The organism is Neolewinella agarilytica, assembly GCF_900110645.1.
Classification (GTDB): domain Bacteria; phylum Bacteroidota; class Bacteroidia; order Chitinophagales; family Saprospiraceae; genus Neolewinella; species Neolewinella agarilytica.
On record NZ_FOFB01000006.1, the window covers coordinates 33,212 to 50,274 of the forward strand.

Below are 17,063 nucleotides of genomic sequence, written 5' to 3' on the forward strand. Positions count from 1 at the left end.
TTGTCGATAGTACGTGAGCAGCGGGATGGATGTTCGGTCTCCGAAAATTTTGTGGATCAGTGGCCAGACGAGGTGGCGCCGGAGCGCAGGTGCAAAGCAGGTTGAAAAAGCAGTGGAACGCACTACCTTTGCCCCCATGCAACAACAGGGCCAGCACCTTGCGGAATTATCACCTTACTACCACGCGTTGCGTGGACCCTTCCTGCAGTGGGCGGCGAAGTGGCAACAGCCGGCCGGGGTGGCCCTGGGCCACCTGCGACGGGCACTGATCGGTTGGTACGAAGCCCGTATTGATGAAGAGGATGCCTACGTTGGGGAAGTGGACCGCTACGTGAAGACGGTTGCTAAAGCCTACTTCAACGGTAACCTGGAGGAGGCCGTGATGGCTGCAGAGCGACTTCCGCTGGTCAGTGACCTGGGGGTGGCCCCCCAGCAGAACCCCCTGAACCACCTGCCCAGACCCGTCCGCCTCAACGAGACCCAGCAACTGATGCTCCGCACCTTTCAGGAAATGGGCACGGGCTGCCAGGAGTTACTGCTTATGGCTGACTACCACCACCTGAGCGTGGGCCGCATGGCCCAGATACTGGAAGTAGACGGCCAACTGCTGGAAGTGGAAGAACGCCGCAGCAAGTGTCTGCTCATGATCCGGGAAGGCTGGCAATCCGTTGGCATCATCGATCCGCTCTACCTGCCCAGTCCGGCGGATGAAGACCTCATTGACCGTTATTACGAAGGTGAGTTAGACACTACCGAACGCTGGGACGTGGAAGCCCGCCGCCCCGGAGACGCCGTCTTCCGCCGCGCCATGGAACTGCGCGAAGACTGGCAACAGGTCGTCACCGTTGCCGGCCGGCAAGACCTCATGGAGACCCTGCTGCGGGAGGAAGCCACCTATGCTAAAAAGACCGCTCCTGCACCTGCGTCCGCGCCCAAAGACGTTAAGCTGTCTCCTCGTCGGGGGCGCTCCTTCAATTTTGGCACCTTTAAACTCCCTGCCCTGGAGACGGTGGTAGCCGTACTGCTGGCCGTCGTATTCGGCTGGTTGGTCTGGACGACATTCGGCGACGAGGCTCCGCAGAAGAAATCGGTTGCTCACTTCGAGCCCTTTCCTAACATCTTCGATAAATTCGATCCCCGCAACGAGCAGGAACGCGACCTGCAGCGCATCCTCTATTATTACGACCGGAAAGATTACGCCACGGCTTACGAGGAACTTCTGCCCGTAGCCCCTGCTTACCCTGCAGCCCCTCTGTATCTGGGGGTTTCTGCCCTGGCGCTGGAGCAACCTACCCGCGCCTTAGATTGGTTCGCCCAAATTCCCGAAGGGGATTATTACCACCCTTTCGCGGAGTGGTACGAAGCCCTGGCTTATCTCGCCGAGGGCCGCCGCCCGGCCGCCGAAGCGACGTTGTCCGAAATTGTAGAAACCCGGGGGCACCCTTATCGGGGGAAGGCGGAGAGGCTGCTGGCGGAGCTGTAGATTCTCGATTCTCGATTCTTGATTGGCGATTCTTGATTTAGCTGCCGCAAGGGGAGGACTAAATACGAGTTCCCCTTTTCTTTTTGTCTAATGTTCGGGCAATAGAGACGAAGATGCTGATCAGTTGATTGTTCTCGTCAAGGATACCGTTCAGACGTTCACCGGATAGGAAGCCTTTACGCTTTATGATTCTGAGGTTGATGTGAGTTTCCCGAAGCTCCTTTAGCGCAACGCTAATCTTATGCCGAAAATCGCTGTTGGATTCTGCCCCTCTCGCTTCTCCGTAAAGCAGTGCAGGAGCACTACCCGACCGCACAATCTGTTTGCAGAAATGCTGGCCAGCATAAGTGTTAGGAAGTTTCTCTGAGAGGTTAAGTATTCGGACACAAAAATCAATTAGCCGGTCTTCGAGCTGCGCCGCTCTTTCGTTAGGTGTCATGCTGCTGTTTTTGATTAATAAGGACACCAAATCTAGGTATTTTAAATTTAAAATACAAAATGTTTATCTTGTTGTTGTGACTAACTTGAATAGTTTTGTGTACTCGCGGTAGCCAAATCAAAAATCGAGAATCGCCAATCGAGAATCGAGAATCTTCTACCTTTGTCCCCATGAAGCCCAGTATCCCCAAAGGAACCCGAGATTTCCTCCCCGCTGAAGTACGCCGCCGTGACTACATTTTTGATGTAATCCGGAAGCATTTCCGTCGCTTTGGCTACCAGCCGATTGAGACGCCGGTGATGGAAAACCTGTCTACGCTGACGGGGAAGTACGGTGAAGAAGGCGATAAGCTACTCTTCAAAGTGCTCAACAACGGAGATTTTCTTGGCAAAGCCAACGCGGAAGATCTGGCGGCGAAAGACAGCGGCAAGGTACTTTCCAGCATCAGCAAGCGCGGCCTGCGCTATGACCTGACGGTGCCCTTCGCCCGCTACGTGGTGATGCACCAGAACGATCTGGCTTTTCCCTTCAAGCGCTACGCGATTATGCCCGTCTGGCGGGCGGATCGCCCGCAGAAAGGCCGCTACCAGGAGTTCTACCAGTGTGACGCCGATGTGGTGGGCTCCGACAGCCTCCTCAACGAGGCGGAGTTGACGCAGCTGCTCGACGGGGTGTTCCACGAGCTGGGCCTCAAGGCCGTGATCCGGCTGAATAACCGGAAAATTTTGGCGGGCCTCGCCGAGATCGCCGGCATGGCCGACAACATGATGGACATGACCATCGCCATCGACAAGCTCGACAAAATTGGCTGGGACAAAGTTGCCGAAGAGCTCACCAACCGGGGCGCGGCCGCAGGTGCATTGGAGGTCATTAAAAGCTTCCTCGACGCCAACTCCCTTGAGTCGGTAGCGCCGCTTCTCGCTACGAGCGAAGTCGGTAAACAAGGCATCGCCGAACTGCAGGAGGTGTTTGACCTGGTCGCTTCACAACCGACTAACAACCGCATCGAATTCGACGTCACCCTCGCCCGTGGCCTCAACTACTACACCGGCGCGATCTGGGAAGTCGCCGTAGACACCGACGCCCCCGGACAGGAAAACATCAAAATGGGCTCCATCGCCGGCGGTGGCCGCTACGCTGACCTGACGGCCATCTTCGGCATGAAGGACATGCCCGGCGTCGGCATCAGCTTTGGTGCCGAGCGCATCTACGATGTGCTGGAAGAACTCGACGCCTTCCCGGCTGATGCCTCCGAAGACCTGCAGTATCTGATCCTTTGCCTGGACGAAGAAACCCTCCACCACGGCTTCGGCCTCGTCTCCCGCTTGCGCGCCCGTGGCGTGCACGTTGACCTCTACCCCAAGGCAGCAAAGATGAAAAAGATGATGAAGTACGCCGACCAACGGGGGGTGCCAAAGGTGGTCATCATCGGCAGCCGCGAGGCGGAGAGCGGAGAATATTCGGTGAAGACAATGGCCAGTGGAGAGCAGGAGACGATGCGGGAGGAGGAGTTGTGATCCTGGTCGAGGAGTTGTACTCCGGAGTCAAAGCATACTCGGAGTGCAACTCCTCGACCGAACCTTACTGGTAAATCTTAGATTTCGCCAGCCCCCACTTATTCAGCCGGTGCATCATGCTCACCCGTAGCACGCCTAACCCATACTTCGAGCTCCGCACGAAGTTGATGCTACTCGCTTCATCGAAGTACTTCGTCGGGCAGGTCACCTCGGCGATGTCGAAGCCGTGGTAGATGATCTGGGAGAGCATCTCGTTGTCGAAGACGAAGTCGTCGTCGTTGGCGTTGAAGTCGATTTTTTCAAGTACCTCACGACTAAAAGCGCGGTAGCCGGTGTGGTACTCGCTAAGCTTGTAATTGACGAGGAAGTTCTGCGTAGCCGTAAGGAAGCGGTTAGCGACGTATTTGTACAGCGGCATACCGCCCTTGAGTGCGCCCTTGCCGAGAATCCGGCTGGCGAGCACGACGGGATAAAGCCCTTCGCCGATGATGTTGCACATGGTGGGGATCAGCAACGGCGTATACTGATAATCCGGGTGAACCATGATCACAATGTCGGCCCCTATTTCGAGGGCTTTATTGTAGAGTGATTTCTGGTTGCCGCCATAGCCGCGGTTTCGCGGGTGGGTGATCACGTGGTCTACGCCCAGTTGTTTGGCCAGGGCGGAAGTTTCATCTTTACTGGCGTCATCGCAGAGGATGACTTCGTCAACGAGGTCACGGGGAACTTCGGCGTAGGTTTTCTCCAACGTCAGGGCCGCGTTGTAAGCGGGCATGACGACGACTACTTTTTTGTCTTTGTACATCGTTGCAAAGGTAGAATAGGATACTTAGGTATAAAAAGGATTCGCAGGGATGTTTGGTCACACTGCTTCTTTATCCCGATCTTTGCACCCGCGTCCGCGCCGTATAAGTCAAACAGTCAAGTAGTCAGATAGTCAAACAGTGCTAGGACGACGGACTGCTTGACTATCTGACTACTTGACTATCTAACTACAAATGACCCTCGGAACCGTCTCCTTCTACACCCTCGGCTGCAAGCTGAATTACAGCGAAACTTCCGCCATCGGCCGGCAGTTTACCGAAGCCGGGTACCAGGAAGTGGGCTTTAAAGACGGCGCTGACATCGTGGTGATCAACACCTGTTCGGTAACGGACTTTGCGGATAAGAAGTGCCGCAACATCGTACGCCGGGCTTTGGGCGCGAACGCAGGTGCAAAGATTGTTGTAGTCGGCTGTTACGCCCAGCTCAAACCGGAGGAGATTGCTAACATCGAGGGTGTTGACCTCGTCCTTGGAGCAGCAGAGAAATTCCGGATACTGGACTACATCGACGGCATTGCCGGCGGGGCAACCAAAGGCATGGTCCGCGCCGGAGAGGTGAAAGAGGCCGATACCTTCATCTCCAGCTTCAGCTTCGGGGATCGAACGCGCTCTTTCCTCAAGGTCCAGGATGGCTGCGACTACAAATGCACCTTCTGCACCATCCCCCTGGCCCGCGGCAAAAGCCGCAGCTCTACCGTGGCGCAGATCGTCAGCGATGCAGAAGCCATCGCCGCCCGGGGCGTTAAAGAAATCGTTCTCACTGGCGTCAACATCGGCGACTTCGGCAACGGGACCTCCGTCATCGAGGGGCAGCGCCCGCGCAAGGAAGCACTCTTCAGCGATCTCGCCCGCGCCCTGGACGAAGTCGAGGGCATTACCCGTTTCCGCATCTCCAGCATCGAGCCCAACCTGTGTACGAACGAGCTGATCGACTTCGTCGCCGGCAGTAAGCGGTTTGCGCCGCACTTTCACATGCCGCTGCAATCGGGCAACAACAAGCAACTGGCGCAAATGAAGCGCCGCTACCGCCGGGAGCTCTACGCCGAGCGCGTAGCCCACATCCGACAGGTGATGCCGCACGCCTGCATCGGTGTCGACCTTATCGTTGGCTTCCCCGGCGAAACGGAGGAGGATTTTCTGGAGACCTACAAATTCGTGCAGGAGCTCGACGTATCCTACTTCCACGTCTTCACTTACTCCGAGCGTGCCAACACCCCGGCTGCCGAGATGGACGGCGCCGTGCCGATGCCCGAACGCAAGCGCCGCAACAAAATGCTCGGCATCCTGAGCGAAAAGAAAAAGCGGGCGCACTATGAGCGCCACCTCGGCGAAGTCCGCCCCGTATTGCTGGAAAAATCAAAGACCGATGGCATCCTCCACGGCTTCACGGATAATTACGTGAAGGTCTCCTTCCCAGCCGAGGAGAGCTGGGTGAATCATTTGGTGGAAATGAAACTCGGGGATGTTAATGAGGAGGGGCTGGTGACCGTGGAAGTAGTAGAACAGCTTCCGGCTTTACACACTTAAAGAGGCCTTTTTTGAACGCTCAAAAATGAAAGAATCAATCAAAAGAACGGCACAATCTATATTGAAACACTTTAATATAGGCGTTGTGAGTTATGCAGAGTTACAGATTCTGAGAGAGATGGATGCGAATAATATCGACCTTCTGAATCTTTCGAAAGATGAAATCTCTAAACTTTTGGTTGTGGGGGAGCATTCTCCTGCTCAGTTAAAGCAAGATGTTTTTGCTTTGCACGAACTTGGGTATAAAGAGCATGGCTTTTTTGTGGAGTTTGGTGCCACAAACGGAGTCGACCTGAGTAATACTTTCCTTCTGGAAAAAAAATATAACTGGACAGGGATTCTTGCGGAGCCAGCAAAATGCTGGCACGATGACCTGCGCAAAAACCGGCAGTGTATAATAGATACGGACTGCGTGTGGGCTGAATCAGGTGCTACGCTGACCTTCAATGAAACGCCGGCCAGTGAACTGTCCACCATTGACCGGTTTAGTCGCTCCGACGGCCATGCCAACAGTAGAAATAATGGAAAAAAATATAATGTAAACTCTGTCTCTCTGCTGGATTTACTGGATAAGCACCAAGCCCCCAGAGTGATCGATTATTTGTCGATTGATACTGAAGGGAGCGAGTATGAGATACTATCTAATTTCGACTTTTCGAAGTACTCCTTCAAGGTGATTTCGTGTGAGCACAATTTCAGCAAGAGCAGGAGGAAAATCTTTGAGCTGTTAAGCCGGAACGGATACAAACGAAAGTTTGTTGGGCTCTCAAGATGGGATGACTGGTACGTTAAGTTGTAGTTAGGACTGCTTTTACAGAAGAGCTATAGCACTGCCTACCCCGGTGCGTTTTCGGAATATTTTTTACCTGCTCTGTCGTGGAGTCATTGGGCCGGAGAACTTGCGCCTCACTCCATCTTCTCCCGTATCACCTCAAACAACCATAAATACCCATTATCCCACTTCCGCCCCTGGCGGACGATGACAAGCTCCTTTGCGGGGTCAACGTAGATGAACTGGTTAAGGATTCCCTGAGCGTAAAAGGCTCCGTTGGTGGACTCGAGGTACCATTTACCGGGGTATCTGTTGGAGGCCAGGATAAAGGAATTGTCGTTGTCCATCTCCGCGTTTGCAGCGGCGGCAGCCAGTGAATCCGGGAAGTACATCGTTTTGCCGTCGTCTCCTTTATGTGTTTCCGTTACGCTGTACCATTGATATTGGTAGGCGTCGTTGCCCATATCGGGGGTGATGGAAGCTTTTACCCATTCGGGAGAGACGATCTGCCGGCCGCGCCAGCGGCCGTTGTTGGCGTAGAGTGCGCCAATTTTGGCCAGGTCACGAGCGGTGGTGTTGAGGCCGGAGTAGCTCTTGGCGGAGCGATGGCGCTTATCGTCCAGGCTCCAGGTAGCGGGGAATTCCATGCCCATGGGCTGCCAGACTTTGGCCTCCAGGTATTTACCCAGCTCCGTGCCGGTGGCGCGTTCCACGACGATGCCGAGCAGGGCGGTGGTGCCGGACTGGTACCGGTGGTAGGTGCCGGGCTCGTGGCTGAAGCCGAGCTTGCTGAGCTGCCGAAGCTGGTTCGTACCGTAGTAGAGTTTCGCCATGTCGGCGAAGGGGTTGCTGTAAGACTCTTTGTAATCGAGCCCCGATCGCATGTCGAGGAGGTGGCGGATCGTCAGCCGCTGAAAGCGCGGGTCCCCCTCCAGTAGTTCGGGAATGTATTTGGTGACGGGGTCATTGATGTCTTCGATCTTGCCTTCATCGACGGCGATGCCCGTTAGCAAAGACGTGATGGATTTTGAGACGGAAAAGATGGTGGAGATCTTGTCGGGCGTGTAGCCGTCAAAGTATTGCTCATAGAGGATGCTGTCGTGCTGTATTACCAGAAAGGCGGTAGTAGAGGTCTTCTCGTCCAGCCATTCGGTAAGCGGCAGTTTTTCTCCTTTTTCGGTCAGGGTCATGTTGGCGAGCGGTTCGCGCTCGCTGTAGGGGAATTGATAGATGTTATCGCCGGTATTTACCTCGGTGTAGGGAAAAATTTTATGGTCGGTGATGTTGGCGAAGTTCCGGGTGAAGAAACGGGGAACGTGGCAACCGCTTAGAAACAGAAGTCCCGGAAAGATTAGGTGCTTGAGCATAGATGATCACTAGTTAAATGAGAGAAGCTAAGCTAAGGGAAAGAAACTTAAACAGGAGTGGTGTGAGGTACTGCCCGTTAGCCCAGCACTCCCCGAACTCCGTCAATAAACATTTGTACAGAAAGGATCAGTAGCAGCATCCCCATCAGGCGCTCCAGGGCAATGAGGCCCTTTTTGCGTAGGACCCGGTAGAGGAGAGGGGCGGAGAAAAGGATGATTGTTGAGACACCCCAGGCCAGCAAAAGGGCGGCGAGGAGGCCATACTGATTATTGGGGTTGTTATGCGAAAGCACGAGCAGGGTTGCCAGGGCGGAAGGGCCGGCGATCATAGGCAGTGCGATGGGCACGACGAGCGGTTCCTGATCAGCGGGGAATAAGGGCGCGTCAGCAGAGGGGAAAACCATCTTCAGGCCTATGAGCAGGAAGATTAGCCCGCCAGCGATACGGACTGCTTCCGTCTCAAGGTGAAAAACACTCAAAAAAGTGTCTCCACCGAAAAGAAAGGCAACCAGAATGACAAGACCGATCAAACATTCACGGATCACGACGCGTTGGCGGCGTCCTTTGTCCATATCCTTTAAGAGCGTAAGTACCAGAGGGATATTACCCAAAGGATCAAGAATGAAAAAGAGTAACAGGGCAGTAGAGAGGATGCTGAATTCCATAGTAGGTAAGCGCTATTGAACCCAATCCGTTCGGACTTGGGAGTAAGGAAATTTAAAGGGGCCGTAATGGACGGTTGCAATTAACACGCAACGATCCAAAAATGTACAAATGAGGAATGATTAATATTTGCAATGTTGAAAAAGGGCTTTCCACGGGGCGATTGAGCTTGCTTTCCAGGCTTCCTCGGCACCTGCGTCTGCGCCCCCTGCTTAGCTTGCTGGAGTGCTTCGGGATATACGAACCGGGCAGGAGTATTACTGAGAGCGTAACCTGCTTTTTTAATAATCCGCTCAGCCACTACTTTTCTTGCTTTATACCGAAGGATTGTACCTTAACGAAGGTCAAACCACCGATTAAGAAACATTGATGCCGCAAACTACCGATCATGAGCTGCTCGCTGCCATTGCCAACCGCAATGGAGAAGCCCTGCGCGATCTCTATGGCCGGCATGCTGACCGGGTATACAACACCGCTCTCAGCTACCTCCAACGGGAAGCGGATGCTGAGGAGGTTACGCAGGATGTCTTTACGAAAATCTGGCGCTCGGCCGCCGGCTTCAAGTCGGAAAGCCAGGTAACTACCTGGATATACCGGATAACCGTAAATACGTCCCTCACGGCGATCAAGAAACGGGATCGGTACCGTTTTCTCAGTGGTGCACCATCGCACCATGATCCACCAGATTTTAGCCACCCAAGTGCTAAGATAGAGGATGCAGAAACGAACCAGACCATTTTTTCGGCGATCTACAGCTTAGCGCCCCGGCAGAAAACGGCTTTTGTGCTCAGTTACGTTGAAGAATTACCCCGGCAGCAGGTTGCTGACATTATGGGCCTTTCCCTTAAGGCCGTAGAGTCGTTACTGATGCGAGCCAAAAAAGGCTTGAAAGACAAGTTGAAAAATGATCATCCCCATCTCGGGAAAAGTAAACAGTAAAAGATGAATACAGACGGACACGATGAATTAGATTACGCCATGGAGCACCTGAAGGGGCTCAGACGAGCCAGCCCTCCGCCGGGTCTTCTGAGTCGGATTGAAGACCGGATCGCTCAGGTGGATGCTTCGATAATTTCCATGCCGCAATGGCGAATGATTGCCGCGGCCGCAGTTTTAGTGCTGGGGGTTAATGTTTATGCCCTGGTCAATTTTTCGAGTGGCAATAATGCCCTGTCAATGGGAGATGGATATGCCGCAACCGAGCTGGTGTCTAATTATCAATATTACGAATGATGAATAAGCTGAAAGTCTACCAAATTGCCACGATCGGCCTGCTTTTGCTTAATGTAGTCTTACTGGCATTTATCATTTTTGCTCCAAAGCCGGGTGGAAATGGCCGCCCGCTACGGGTAATGGAGCACTTTGGATTCGATGCCGCTCAAGACGAAAAATTTCTTGATTTGGCGAAGGCACATAAGGCACAAATCAGAGCGGCTAATGACCAGCAGGCAGAACTGCTGCAGGAATATTTTTTGCAATTGACGACCGATGAGGCGGCTAATCCAGGGCCACTGCCTCCGGGCATCGGTACATTGGAGCGAGAAAAAATTAATAGTACTTACGAACATTTCCTTGATATTAAAAAAATGCTCCGGCCAGAACAGCAGGCTGCTTTTCCAAGCTTTGTTGAAGCTGCTCTGCAGCGGATTCTTTTGATGGAAAATGAAGAAAGGCCACGTCCACCGAAGGATAGATAGAAGAGCATCGTCTAAGGAAAAAAAGCTATCAATGAATAAATTTTTTCTCCTCCTTCTTCCCCTCTGTTTGTTTATCCTGGGCTCCTGCCAGGACGATGATGATAATGGCACCGGCATGGATACTGATCCTGCAGAACTACACGCAGCATTTGCTGAATTCGATACGGATAATGTAAGCATTACCCTCAGCGGAAACGAGGTGAACATTGAGTCCAACGGCCTGCCCAACCACACTTCTCCCTACTGGTCCAATACGACGGAACGATCTGCGGTTGACCCCATGGGGAATACGCTGGCAACAGAAGCTGCTGCCTCCAACCATCCCTTATTCGTAGCGCCAACATTAACCTCTTTTGAGGATATGGCTCCGGGGAATATTGACGATTTCAACGGTTCCTATTCGCTAACCGTTCCGGCCAGTCCGGAGTTAGCCTCAGCGTCTTCTGCTACCGGGCTTGGTGCCATCGGCATTGCCGTTAGTGGTGCCATGATTTATAACGATGAGGAAGGCCCCAACGTACCACTTGATAATGCCGTTGTTTCGCTGGATTATACCGCCGCACACACCGGCCCGCAGAGCTACCACTATCATTTGGAAACCAAAGCGTGGTCCGAAGACGATGATAAACTCATCGGGATCATTGCCGACGGTTTTTTCCTCTACGGCCGTAAGTGTAGTGCTACCGGGACTTACCCCACTGATCTGGACGCATCTGGCGGACACAGCTCCACTACGCAGCACACGACCGAGTCAGAGTACCACTACCACATCCAAAATGATCTTTTCCTGGGGGCTTACTACATTCTCTTTCCGGGGGATTATCAGGGAACGCCTAATGCGATTAATTAAATCAATGACAAGCTTTTGCCGTATCCTTCAAATGAACGCTTTATATCCGCTGCTGGCGCTTTCCCTGTTAATGACAGGCTGCCACCCTGCGCCAGTCAGTACGGCTGTAATCCGTAAAGAGCTGCTTACTCATGCACCCACTGAAGGAATCACTTTATATAAGGGAGAGCCTTTCTCGGGTATGGCGGTGGAAGAATATGCAGACGGAACCCCTGCCGTGGCTATTGATTATGTTAAGGGTAAAAGAGAAGGGTATTACCGTAAGTGGTTTGCGGATGGTTCCCTGAGTTTTGAATCGCAATACCTTGCTGGCCGCCAGCACGGAGAAACCAGAAGTTGGTGGAAAAACGGTAACCTGCGGACGCATAACCGAATGGAAAAAGGCATTGCGAATGGCCTGCAGGAACAATGGTATAAAAGCGGGGCTAAATTTAAAGCGATGCAACTGGTGAATGGCCAGGAGGAAGGACTCCAGCAATCCTGGCGGGAGAACGGCAAATTATACAACAACTATGAGGCCCGCGACGGGCGCATTTTTGGCTTGAAAAGGGCTAACCTGTGTTTCAGCCTGGAAAACGAAGACCTTGTTTATGTGGAATAAGTTCCTTCTTTTTAGTTTCTGTTGCGTTTGTCTGGCGGGCTGTTCGCCTGATGAGCCAGCAGGCTATGACCTTCCCTATTATGCGGACGCGTCCTTCACGCCACACTGGCTGGATGCCGGGGACCTTTCTTTGGACGAGTTCCACCAGATAAGCCCGTTCAGCCTGCTTAATCAACTGGGGGATAGTATTACGGAGAAAAACCTGACGGGGAAGGTTTATATAGCGGACTTCTTTTTCACGGCCTGCCCCGGTATTTGCCCTAAGATGACCACGAACATGGCCGTTTTGCAGGATTCTTTCCGCTTTAACCCGGAAGTAATGTTATTGTCCCATTCCGTTACCCCAAAGTATGATTCGGTGTCCGTATTGATGGAATATGCCGAAGCCAAGGGGGTGAAGGCGGACAAATGGTGGTTGCTGACGGGGGATCGCGACCAAATCTACCGTCTGGGACGAAAGGACTATTTTGTAGAAGAAGACCTGGGGCAGCAGAAAGAAAAGGACGATTTTTTGCACACGGAAAACTTCGTGCTGATTGATCAGAACCGACACATCAGGGGCATTTACAATGGCCTGAACAAAGCCTCCGTCAATCAATTGATTCTGGACGTTCGTACCTTACTCTCCGCTAAATAAATCTGGATGTATCGAGGTCTTTTATGGCTGTGCTTTCTCCCGTCACTACTGTTTGGGCAGCGGACGGATAGCTTGCGGATCGACTTTCGGCCACTGCTGAATGGAGTGGCTTTAGAGCTTGAAGAAGAAGGCGGCGCCAGCGCAGGTGCAAGGGAAGTTGAGGTGCTGCGTTTTTACCTCTCCGAATTACAATTGTTAGAAGGCGAAGAGGTCGTCTTCGCTGAAGAAGATCATCATCACCTGATCGATGCGGCGCAGGTGGCTTCCCTGCAACTGCCACTTACCTTGCCGCCGGGGCTTCGTTACGATGGGCTACGCTTCACCCTCGGTGTTGATAGCCTGACAGCCGCCAGCGGCGTCTTCGGCGGAGACCTCGACCCTACGAACGGAATGTACTGGACCTGGCGTAGCGGCTACATCAACTTTAAACTGGAGGGGACCTCGCCGGATTGCCCGGCGCGGAAGCAGCGCTTCCAGTTCCACGTCGGGGGCTTTCAGGCACCGTTTAATTCAGAACGACGGGTGACCCTTGCCATCAAGCCCGCCAGAAGCATTTCCATCATCATCGATCTGGATAGTTTCTTCGCAGCCACTGACCTTAGCCAGCAATATCAGGTTATGAGCCCGGGCGAACTTTCAATGAAAGTGGCCGACCGGCTAACGAGGATGTTTCGGGTGGAATGATGTTGCTTGCTCTTTTTTAGTCGGACCACAGGCTTTTTATCTGCGCGCAAAGGATTTTTAGCCAATAGGTGTCAAAAGAGTATTCTACACATCAAAAACACCACGCTGGTGAAACACATATACTACTCTTTATCTCTCCTTTTACTGGTCTCTTGTGCGCAAAATCCTTCGGGTAAGCAAAAAGCAGAAGGGGATTCCGTCACGGTTGATCAGGTCGTCATAGACGTAGATCCCAAACTTTTTCTGGAGCCCAGTTTAGCAGAAGCGGTCTCTACCGTTGCCTGCACACTCTCCGACGGAACAAAAACGACCTGTTATAAAATAGTCTCTTCCTCGTCTCCATCGGATCATCAGATGGGCCCCTGGTGCCCGACCAATATCAGTGATGGTGCCGATGCCGGCGGTGTCTGGATTGAAGGAGGGGAGATTTACGATGTGGACGGTGCTTTCATCGAAAATCTGGCTGCTTTCTATGATGATGATACCTGGCAGATGTACGACGCCAATGGTGATATCTTCAGGACGAAAACTAAAGAAGACTGTGCCAACGCCGCTAACCCTAACGTTGGTGCTGAGTACAAGAATTTTTGCGTGGAGTGTCTGCCATCCTATTTGTCGGATGTAACCCAGGAATACCTGATCCCGGTAACACCGGTACGGACGGGAACCACCCAGGCCTTTGGCGGCGGCGGTCGTCCGGGTGGCGGCCCTGGCGGCCCTGGCGGCCGACCCGATGGTCCACCACGGGAACGTCCGGCAGACGGCGCTGGTGGGCGTCCGGGCGGCGGCATGATGGTGCGGGGAGTGGCCTTTAACGGTATTCGCTTCGACGGCCCGGCGCCAACCGATGCCATTCTTGGAGCTTACACGCTGGCTCCTTTTGATGACGCAGGTGGGCATATTAACCTGCACGCCGGTTACCACTACCACGCAGCAACGGGCGTGTCTACTAAAATTCCCCAGGCCGATGGTCATGCCGCCATGATCGGATACGCCATGGATGGCCACGGAATTTACGAAAGGCTGGACGCCAACGGGAAAGAAGCTACTGACCTGGACGATTGCCGGGGCCACTACGATGAAGTCCGGGGCTACCACTACCACGTGGATAAAGCCGGAGCTAATAATTTTATCAACTGCCTGAGCGGCGCTTACGCTGAATAAGCCGCCATTCACCATGAAAAATTCCACCCATGAAACCGCTCTTCCTGCTCATTATCGTTTTTGTTAGTATTGCTGCTGTTCTCTTCCTGAAGCAGGCTGATGAAAACGAACGCTTGCCACTAACGGAGAACAGTGTTTATGCCATTAGCCTTGAGCCAGAGGAGTCCGGGTATCAACTGAATCAGCCGGAGGACGTTTCTACGGGGGTGGTCATATTCTCTTTGCTTACGGTTACGGTACTGGCAACGGCCCTTACTTTTGGCGGACTGAAATATTTGTTTAGCAGCATAACTGTATGAGGCAGGGAGTGATCTTGCTGGTGGTGGTAATGATGAGTGGACTGGCCTTTACGCTGTCGTCTCCCCCTGGCATTGCGTATCCGGATCACTTTCCAACTACGGCCTACGACTTCAGGGCGCATCCTCTCGATTCGGCAAAAGTTCAGCTTGGCCGTCGACTTTTCTACGATGAGATTCTTTCCGCTGACGGGACGATCTCCTGCGCAAGTTGCCATTCCCCTTATAATGCTTTTGCCCACACGGACCACGACCTGAGCCACGGGATAAATGATCAGATCGGTACACGTAATGCGCCCGCCCTCTTCAATCTGGCCTGGTCTACGTCTTTTCACCACGACGGCGCTCACCACAGTATTGAACTTCAGCCGTTGGCGCCCATCAGTCATCCCGCTGAAATGGGAAGTAGCATCGGCGATATCGTCCGCCGGCTTAGTGAGCACGCGCAATACCGGCAAGCCTTCTCAGAGTCCTTTGGGGACAGTCTCGTAACCGGAGAGCGGGTGCTCAAAGCACTGGCGCAGTTTCAGCTTACCCTCGTTTCTGCCGGGGCCAAATACGATCGGGTGCAGGCGGGAAAGGATACTTTTTCGGTGCAGGAGCAAAAGGGCTACCAGCTATTTCAGACCTACTGTAATGATTGCCACTTTGAGCCCTTGTTCACAACCGGCGGCTTTGCCCGTAATGGCTTGCGGGTGGATACGACGCTGAATGACTTCGGGCGCATGATGATCACGGCTCTGCCGGAAGACAGCCTGCTGTTCAAAATTCCAAGCCTGCGCAACCTGAGCTACACCCATCCGTATATGCACGACGGCCGGTTCCGAAAACTTCGGCAGGTGCTTAAACATTACGCCAGCCGGGACGTCAGACCCATGCCGATATCTGCCAACGAGCAATCAGACATAGTCGCCTTCTTGTTGACACTTGATGATCGGGACTTTGTCTTTAACCGTAATCATGGCTTCCCTCACTAGTTCGTCCGCCGGGTGGGTAGCGACCTTTCCGAAGGTTTTTCCTAAAGAAGCAGTCCTATCAAAAAAAACACACACTTACATGCTAAGATATTCCACCCTCCTTTTCACTTTGCTCTTTACTTCCTTACTCTGCACCAGCGTCCGCGCCCAACTCTCGCCCGCCATTACGAGTTGGCTGCAGAACAATACGGAAACGGGGACCTACTACGTGGCGGGTAATTCCGACCTTATTGAGAATAATATCCTGGTCAACTGCCAGCAGGTAGCCTACGACGATGACTTCGTATACGTTACGGCAACGGGCGTTCCTGCTTATCCTACCGGCCCTTTTCAGGACCGTAACCCTTCTCAGGCCGCCAACCAGAATGGCGTCTATAAAATCCCACTCGTCCCGGTACTAAACGAAGGAGAACCAATTACGACCACCGGTGGCAATATTGGGATTTTTATTAATGGTGTGGCTCTGTTTGATTACCGCGACGGAGTAGCCTGGAACCCACAGACAAATGCACTGTGCGGCGGCCCCGGTAACGCCACATGCCCGGGTGGCCCGCGTGCGAGCCAGGCCTGGAACCGGGACGCCGTTCCCGCCGAACGCGAAGGCTTCGACTGTGCCAAAGGGCACCCGGCTAACGGTAATTATCATCACCATCAGAACCCTTCGGCCTTCAAGCTGGACCTGAACGTCACCTCCGAGGTTTGCAACCTCTACGACGCCGAAGGCCTCTATGCTATCGACAGCACGAAGCACGCCCCCTTGATCGGCTTCGCCTACGATGGCTTCCCGATCTACGGGGCTTATGGCTTCAAAAATGCAGACGGAACGGGCAAGATCACCCGCATTAAATCCGGCTACCGCCTGCGCGATATCACCGAGCGGACCGAGCATGCCGATGGCACCGATGTGGATGACGGGCCGGCGGTCAGTGATACCTATTTCCTCGGCTATTTCCGGGAAGACTATGAATTCATTGCCTCTGATGATGAGGATGTGCTCGATGAGCACAATGGCCGCTTTTGCGTCACACCGGAATATCCGGAAGGAACCTATGCATACTTTGCGACGGTAAACGAAGACTGGACCTCCGCCTACCCTTATGCCGTGGGGCCCACTTTTGCCGGGGTGAGTGAAAACCGTAGCGGAGCAACGGTGCCTGCCGGAGCAACAGTTTATGAGGGAACCACCTCCGTTGCCGGTTTTGCTGAAGGCGCCAACATCAGCGTTTTTCCCAATCCGGCAGCGGACCTGATAGCAGTGCAATTGCTCGGCCTGGCCGAAACAGATTATACCGTGCAATTGGTCAGCAGTGATGGAAAACTGGTGGAAGAAAAAAGTATTCGGTCCGGACAAACGATCGCCTACTTTGATACGCAAACACTTTACCGGGGTGTCTATTTTGTACGTATTTTGGGCCAGAGAGGTGAGGTGACGCGCAAGGTCATCGTAGAATAGTATGATCGTCGCTACGGCATGTGATACTACTATTACTGTTTTTCCGGCGCTACCGCAGGTGCAATGAAGTCAGCTTCGGTGAAACCATCCCGGGTGAAAAAATAAACCAAAC

Annotated in this window: 19 protein-coding genes; 15 read left to right on the forward strand and 4 right to left on the reverse strand. The window is 53.2% G+C overall.

All coding sequences use genetic code 11. The features are described from left to right. Positions 1-136: 136 nt before the first annotated feature. Positions 137-1,483, forward strand: coding sequence for a hypothetical protein (locus BM123_RS06825; protein WP_139211794.1), 1,347 nt, complete (start codon positions 137-139; stop codon positions 1,481-1,483). A gap of 58 nt (positions 1,484-1,541) precedes the next feature. Here the strand turns inward: BM123_RS06825 and BM123_RS06830 are convergent, their stop codons facing one another. Further along, the gene (locus BM123_RS06830; RefSeq protein ID WP_090166638.1) at positions 1,542-1,922 is read right to left on the reverse strand and encodes a four helix bundle protein; all 381 of its coding nucleotides are present in this window, start codon (positions 1,920-1,922) and stop codon (positions 1,542-1,544) included. A 170-nt stretch (positions 1,923-2,092) separates the two neighbouring features. On the opposite strand from BM123_RS06830, the gene hisS reads away from it, so the two are divergent. Beyond that, positions 2,093-3,439, forward strand: coding sequence for a histidine--tRNA ligase (gene hisS, locus BM123_RS06835; RefSeq protein WP_090166640.1), 1,347 nt, complete (start codon positions 2,093-2,095; stop codon positions 3,437-3,439). 64 nt (positions 3,440-3,503) lie between these two features. Here hisS and BM123_RS06840 read toward each other — a convergent pair whose 3' ends face one another. Further along, positions 3,504-4,244, reverse strand: a complete 741-nt coding sequence (locus BM123_RS06840; protein WP_090166642.1) for a glycosyltransferase family 2 protein — start codon at positions 4,242-4,244, stop codon at positions 3,504-3,506. Positions 4,245-4,437: 193 nt separating this feature from the next. Here BM123_RS06840 and mtaB point away from each other — a divergent pair, with 193 nt between their 5' ends. Both mtaB and BM123_RS06850 read left to right on the forward strand, forming a co-directional pair. Next, positions 4,438-5,790, forward strand: coding sequence for a tRNA (N(6)-L-threonylcarbamoyladenosine(37)-C(2))-methylthiotransferase MtaB (gene mtaB, locus BM123_RS06845; RefSeq protein ID WP_090166644.1), 1,353 nt, complete (start codon positions 4,438-4,440; stop codon positions 5,788-5,790). 25 nt (positions 5,791-5,815) lie between these two features. Then, positions 5,816-6,589 carry an FkbM family methyltransferase gene (locus tag BM123_RS06850; protein WP_090166646.1) on the forward strand — a complete coding sequence of 258 codons (774 nt, stop codon included), beginning with the start codon at positions 5,816-5,818 and terminating at the stop codon, positions 6,587-6,589. 107 nt (positions 6,590-6,696) lie between these two features. On the opposite strand, the gene BM123_RS06855 is transcribed toward BM123_RS06850, so the two are convergent. Next, entirely contained in the window at positions 6,697-7,929 is a 1,233-nt protein-coding gene (locus BM123_RS06855; protein ID WP_090166648.1) for a serine hydrolase domain-containing protein, read from the reverse strand. Between the two features lie 77 nt (positions 7,930-8,006). Beyond that, entirely contained in the window at positions 8,007-8,594 is a 588-nt protein-coding gene (locus tag BM123_RS06860) for a MarC family protein (protein WP_090166650.1), read from the reverse strand. A gap of 367 nt (positions 8,595-8,961) precedes the next feature. Here BM123_RS06860 and BM123_RS06865 point away from each other — a divergent pair, with 367 nt between their 5' ends. The 11 genes from BM123_RS06865 (at position 8,962) to BM123_RS06915 (ending at position 16,951) form a co-directional block, all read left to right on the forward strand. Beyond that, entirely contained in the window at positions 8,962-9,531 is a 570-nt protein-coding gene (locus BM123_RS06865) for an RNA polymerase sigma factor (protein WP_090166652.1), read from the forward strand. Between the two features lie 3 nt (positions 9,532-9,534). Beyond that, a complete protein-coding gene (locus BM123_RS06870) occupies positions 9,535-9,825 on the forward strand; it encodes a hypothetical protein (protein ID WP_090166654.1) in 291 nt (96 codons plus the stop codon). Beyond that, the gene (locus BM123_RS06875) at positions 9,822-10,289 is read left to right on the forward strand and encodes a hypothetical protein (RefSeq protein WP_090166656.1); all 468 of its coding nucleotides are present in this window, start codon (positions 9,822-9,824) and stop codon (positions 10,287-10,289) included. Before BM123_RS06870 ends, BM123_RS06875 begins: the two co-directional genes overlap by 4 nt. A gap of 31 nt (positions 10,290-10,320) precedes the next feature. Next, a complete protein-coding gene (locus BM123_RS06880) occupies positions 10,321-11,139 on the forward strand; it encodes a YHYH protein (RefSeq protein ID WP_090166658.1) in 819 nt (272 codons plus the stop codon). A 31-nt stretch (positions 11,140-11,170) separates the two neighbouring features. Further along, complete coding sequence (locus tag BM123_RS06885) at positions 11,171-11,740, forward strand: toxin-antitoxin system YwqK family antitoxin (protein ID WP_217642127.1); 570 nt, start codon at positions 11,171-11,173, stop codon at positions 11,738-11,740. Beyond that, a complete protein-coding gene (locus tag BM123_RS06890) occupies positions 11,730-12,377 on the forward strand; it encodes an SCO family protein (protein WP_090166660.1) in 648 nt (215 codons plus the stop codon). The genes BM123_RS06885 and BM123_RS06890 overlap by 11 nt, the downstream gene beginning before the upstream one ends. Before the next feature lie 6 nt (positions 12,378-12,383). Beyond that, positions 12,384-13,061, forward strand: coding sequence for an MbnP family protein (locus BM123_RS06895; RefSeq protein ID WP_090166662.1), 678 nt, complete (start codon positions 12,384-12,386; stop codon positions 13,059-13,061). 108 nt (positions 13,062-13,169) lie between these two features. Beyond that, positions 13,170-14,225 (forward strand): YHYH protein, encoded by a 1,056-nt coding sequence (locus BM123_RS06900; RefSeq protein WP_245748464.1) that lies wholly within the window; start codon positions 13,170-13,172, stop codon positions 14,223-14,225. Between the two features lie 29 nt (positions 14,226-14,254). Continuing rightward, positions 14,255-14,524 carry a hypothetical protein gene (locus BM123_RS06905; RefSeq protein WP_090166664.1) on the forward strand — a complete coding sequence of 90 codons (270 nt, stop codon included), beginning with the start codon at positions 14,255-14,257 and terminating at the stop codon, positions 14,522-14,524. After that, on the forward strand, positions 14,521-15,498 hold the full coding sequence (locus tag BM123_RS06910; RefSeq protein ID WP_090166666.1) for a cytochrome-c peroxidase: 978 nt from the start codon (positions 14,521-14,523) through the stop codon (positions 15,496-15,498). Before BM123_RS06905 ends, BM123_RS06910 begins: the two co-directional genes overlap by 4 nt. Before the next feature lie 79 nt (positions 15,499-15,577). Next, positions 15,578-16,951 (forward strand): YHYH protein, encoded by a 1,374-nt coding sequence (locus BM123_RS06915; RefSeq protein WP_090166668.1) that lies wholly within the window; start codon positions 15,578-15,580, stop codon positions 16,949-16,951. Positions 16,952-17,063 lie beyond the last annotated feature (112 nt).

Bases quoted from the DNA above. Each gene is read 5' to 3' on its own strand.
- BM123_RS06885 (WP_217642127.1), top strand. From the start codon at position 11,171: ATGAACGCTTTATATCCGCTGCTGGCGCTTTCCCTGTTAATGACAGGC.
- BM123_RS06830 (WP_090166638.1), bottom strand. From the start codon at position 1,922: ATGACACCTAACGAAAGAGCGGCGCAGCTCGAAGACCGGCTAATTGAT.
- BM123_RS06880 (WP_090166658.1), top strand. From the start codon at position 10,321: ATGAATAAATTTTTTCTCCTCCTTCTTCCCCTCTGTTTGTTTATCCTG.
- BM123_RS06850 (WP_090166646.1), top strand. From the start codon at position 5,816: ATGAAAGAATCAATCAAAAGAACGGCACAATCTATATTGAAACACTTT.
- BM123_RS06890 (WP_090166660.1), top strand. From the start codon at position 11,730: ATGTGGAATAAGTTCCTTCTTTTTAGTTTCTGTTGCGTTTGTCTGGCG.
- BM123_RS06875 (WP_090166656.1), top strand. From the start codon at position 9,822: ATGATGAATAAGCTGAAAGTCTACCAAATTGCCACGATCGGCCTGCTT.
- BM123_RS06840 (WP_090166642.1), bottom strand. From the start codon at position 4,244: ATGTACAAAGACAAAAAAGTAGTCGTCGTCATGCCCGCTTACAACGCG.
- BM123_RS06905 (WP_090166664.1), top strand. From the start codon at position 14,255: ATGAAACCGCTCTTCCTGCTCATTATCGTTTTTGTTAGTATTGCTGCT.
- BM123_RS06870 (WP_090166654.1), top strand. From the start codon at position 9,535: ATGAATACAGACGGACACGATGAATTAGATTACGCCATGGAGCACCTG.
- hisS (WP_090166640.1), top strand. From the start codon at position 2,093: ATGAAGCCCAGTATCCCCAAAGGAACCCGAGATTTCCTCCCCGCTGAA.
- BM123_RS06825 (WP_139211794.1), top strand. From the start codon at position 137: ATGCAACAACAGGGCCAGCACCTTGCGGAATTATCACCTTACTACCAC.
- BM123_RS06915 (WP_090166668.1), top strand. From the start codon at position 15,578: ATGCTAAGATATTCCACCCTCCTTTTCACTTTGCTCTTTACTTCCTTA.
- BM123_RS06865 (WP_090166652.1), top strand. From the start codon at position 8,962: ATGCCGCAAACTACCGATCATGAGCTGCTCGCTGCCATTGCCAACCGC.
- BM123_RS06855 (WP_090166648.1), bottom strand. From the start codon at position 7,929: ATGCTCAAGCACCTAATCTTTCCGGGACTTCTGTTTCTAAGCGGTTGC.
- BM123_RS06860 (WP_090166650.1), bottom strand. From the start codon at position 8,594: ATGGAATTCAGCATCCTCTCTACTGCCCTGTTACTCTTTTTCATTCTT.
- BM123_RS06895 (WP_090166662.1), top strand. From the start codon at position 12,384: ATGTATCGAGGTCTTTTATGGCTGTGCTTTCTCCCGTCACTACTGTTT.
- BM123_RS06910 (WP_090166666.1), top strand. From the start codon at position 14,521: ATGAGGCAGGGAGTGATCTTGCTGGTGGTGGTAATGATGAGTGGACTG.
- mtaB (WP_090166644.1), top strand. From the start codon at position 4,438: ATGACCCTCGGAACCGTCTCCTTCTACACCCTCGGCTGCAAGCTGAAT.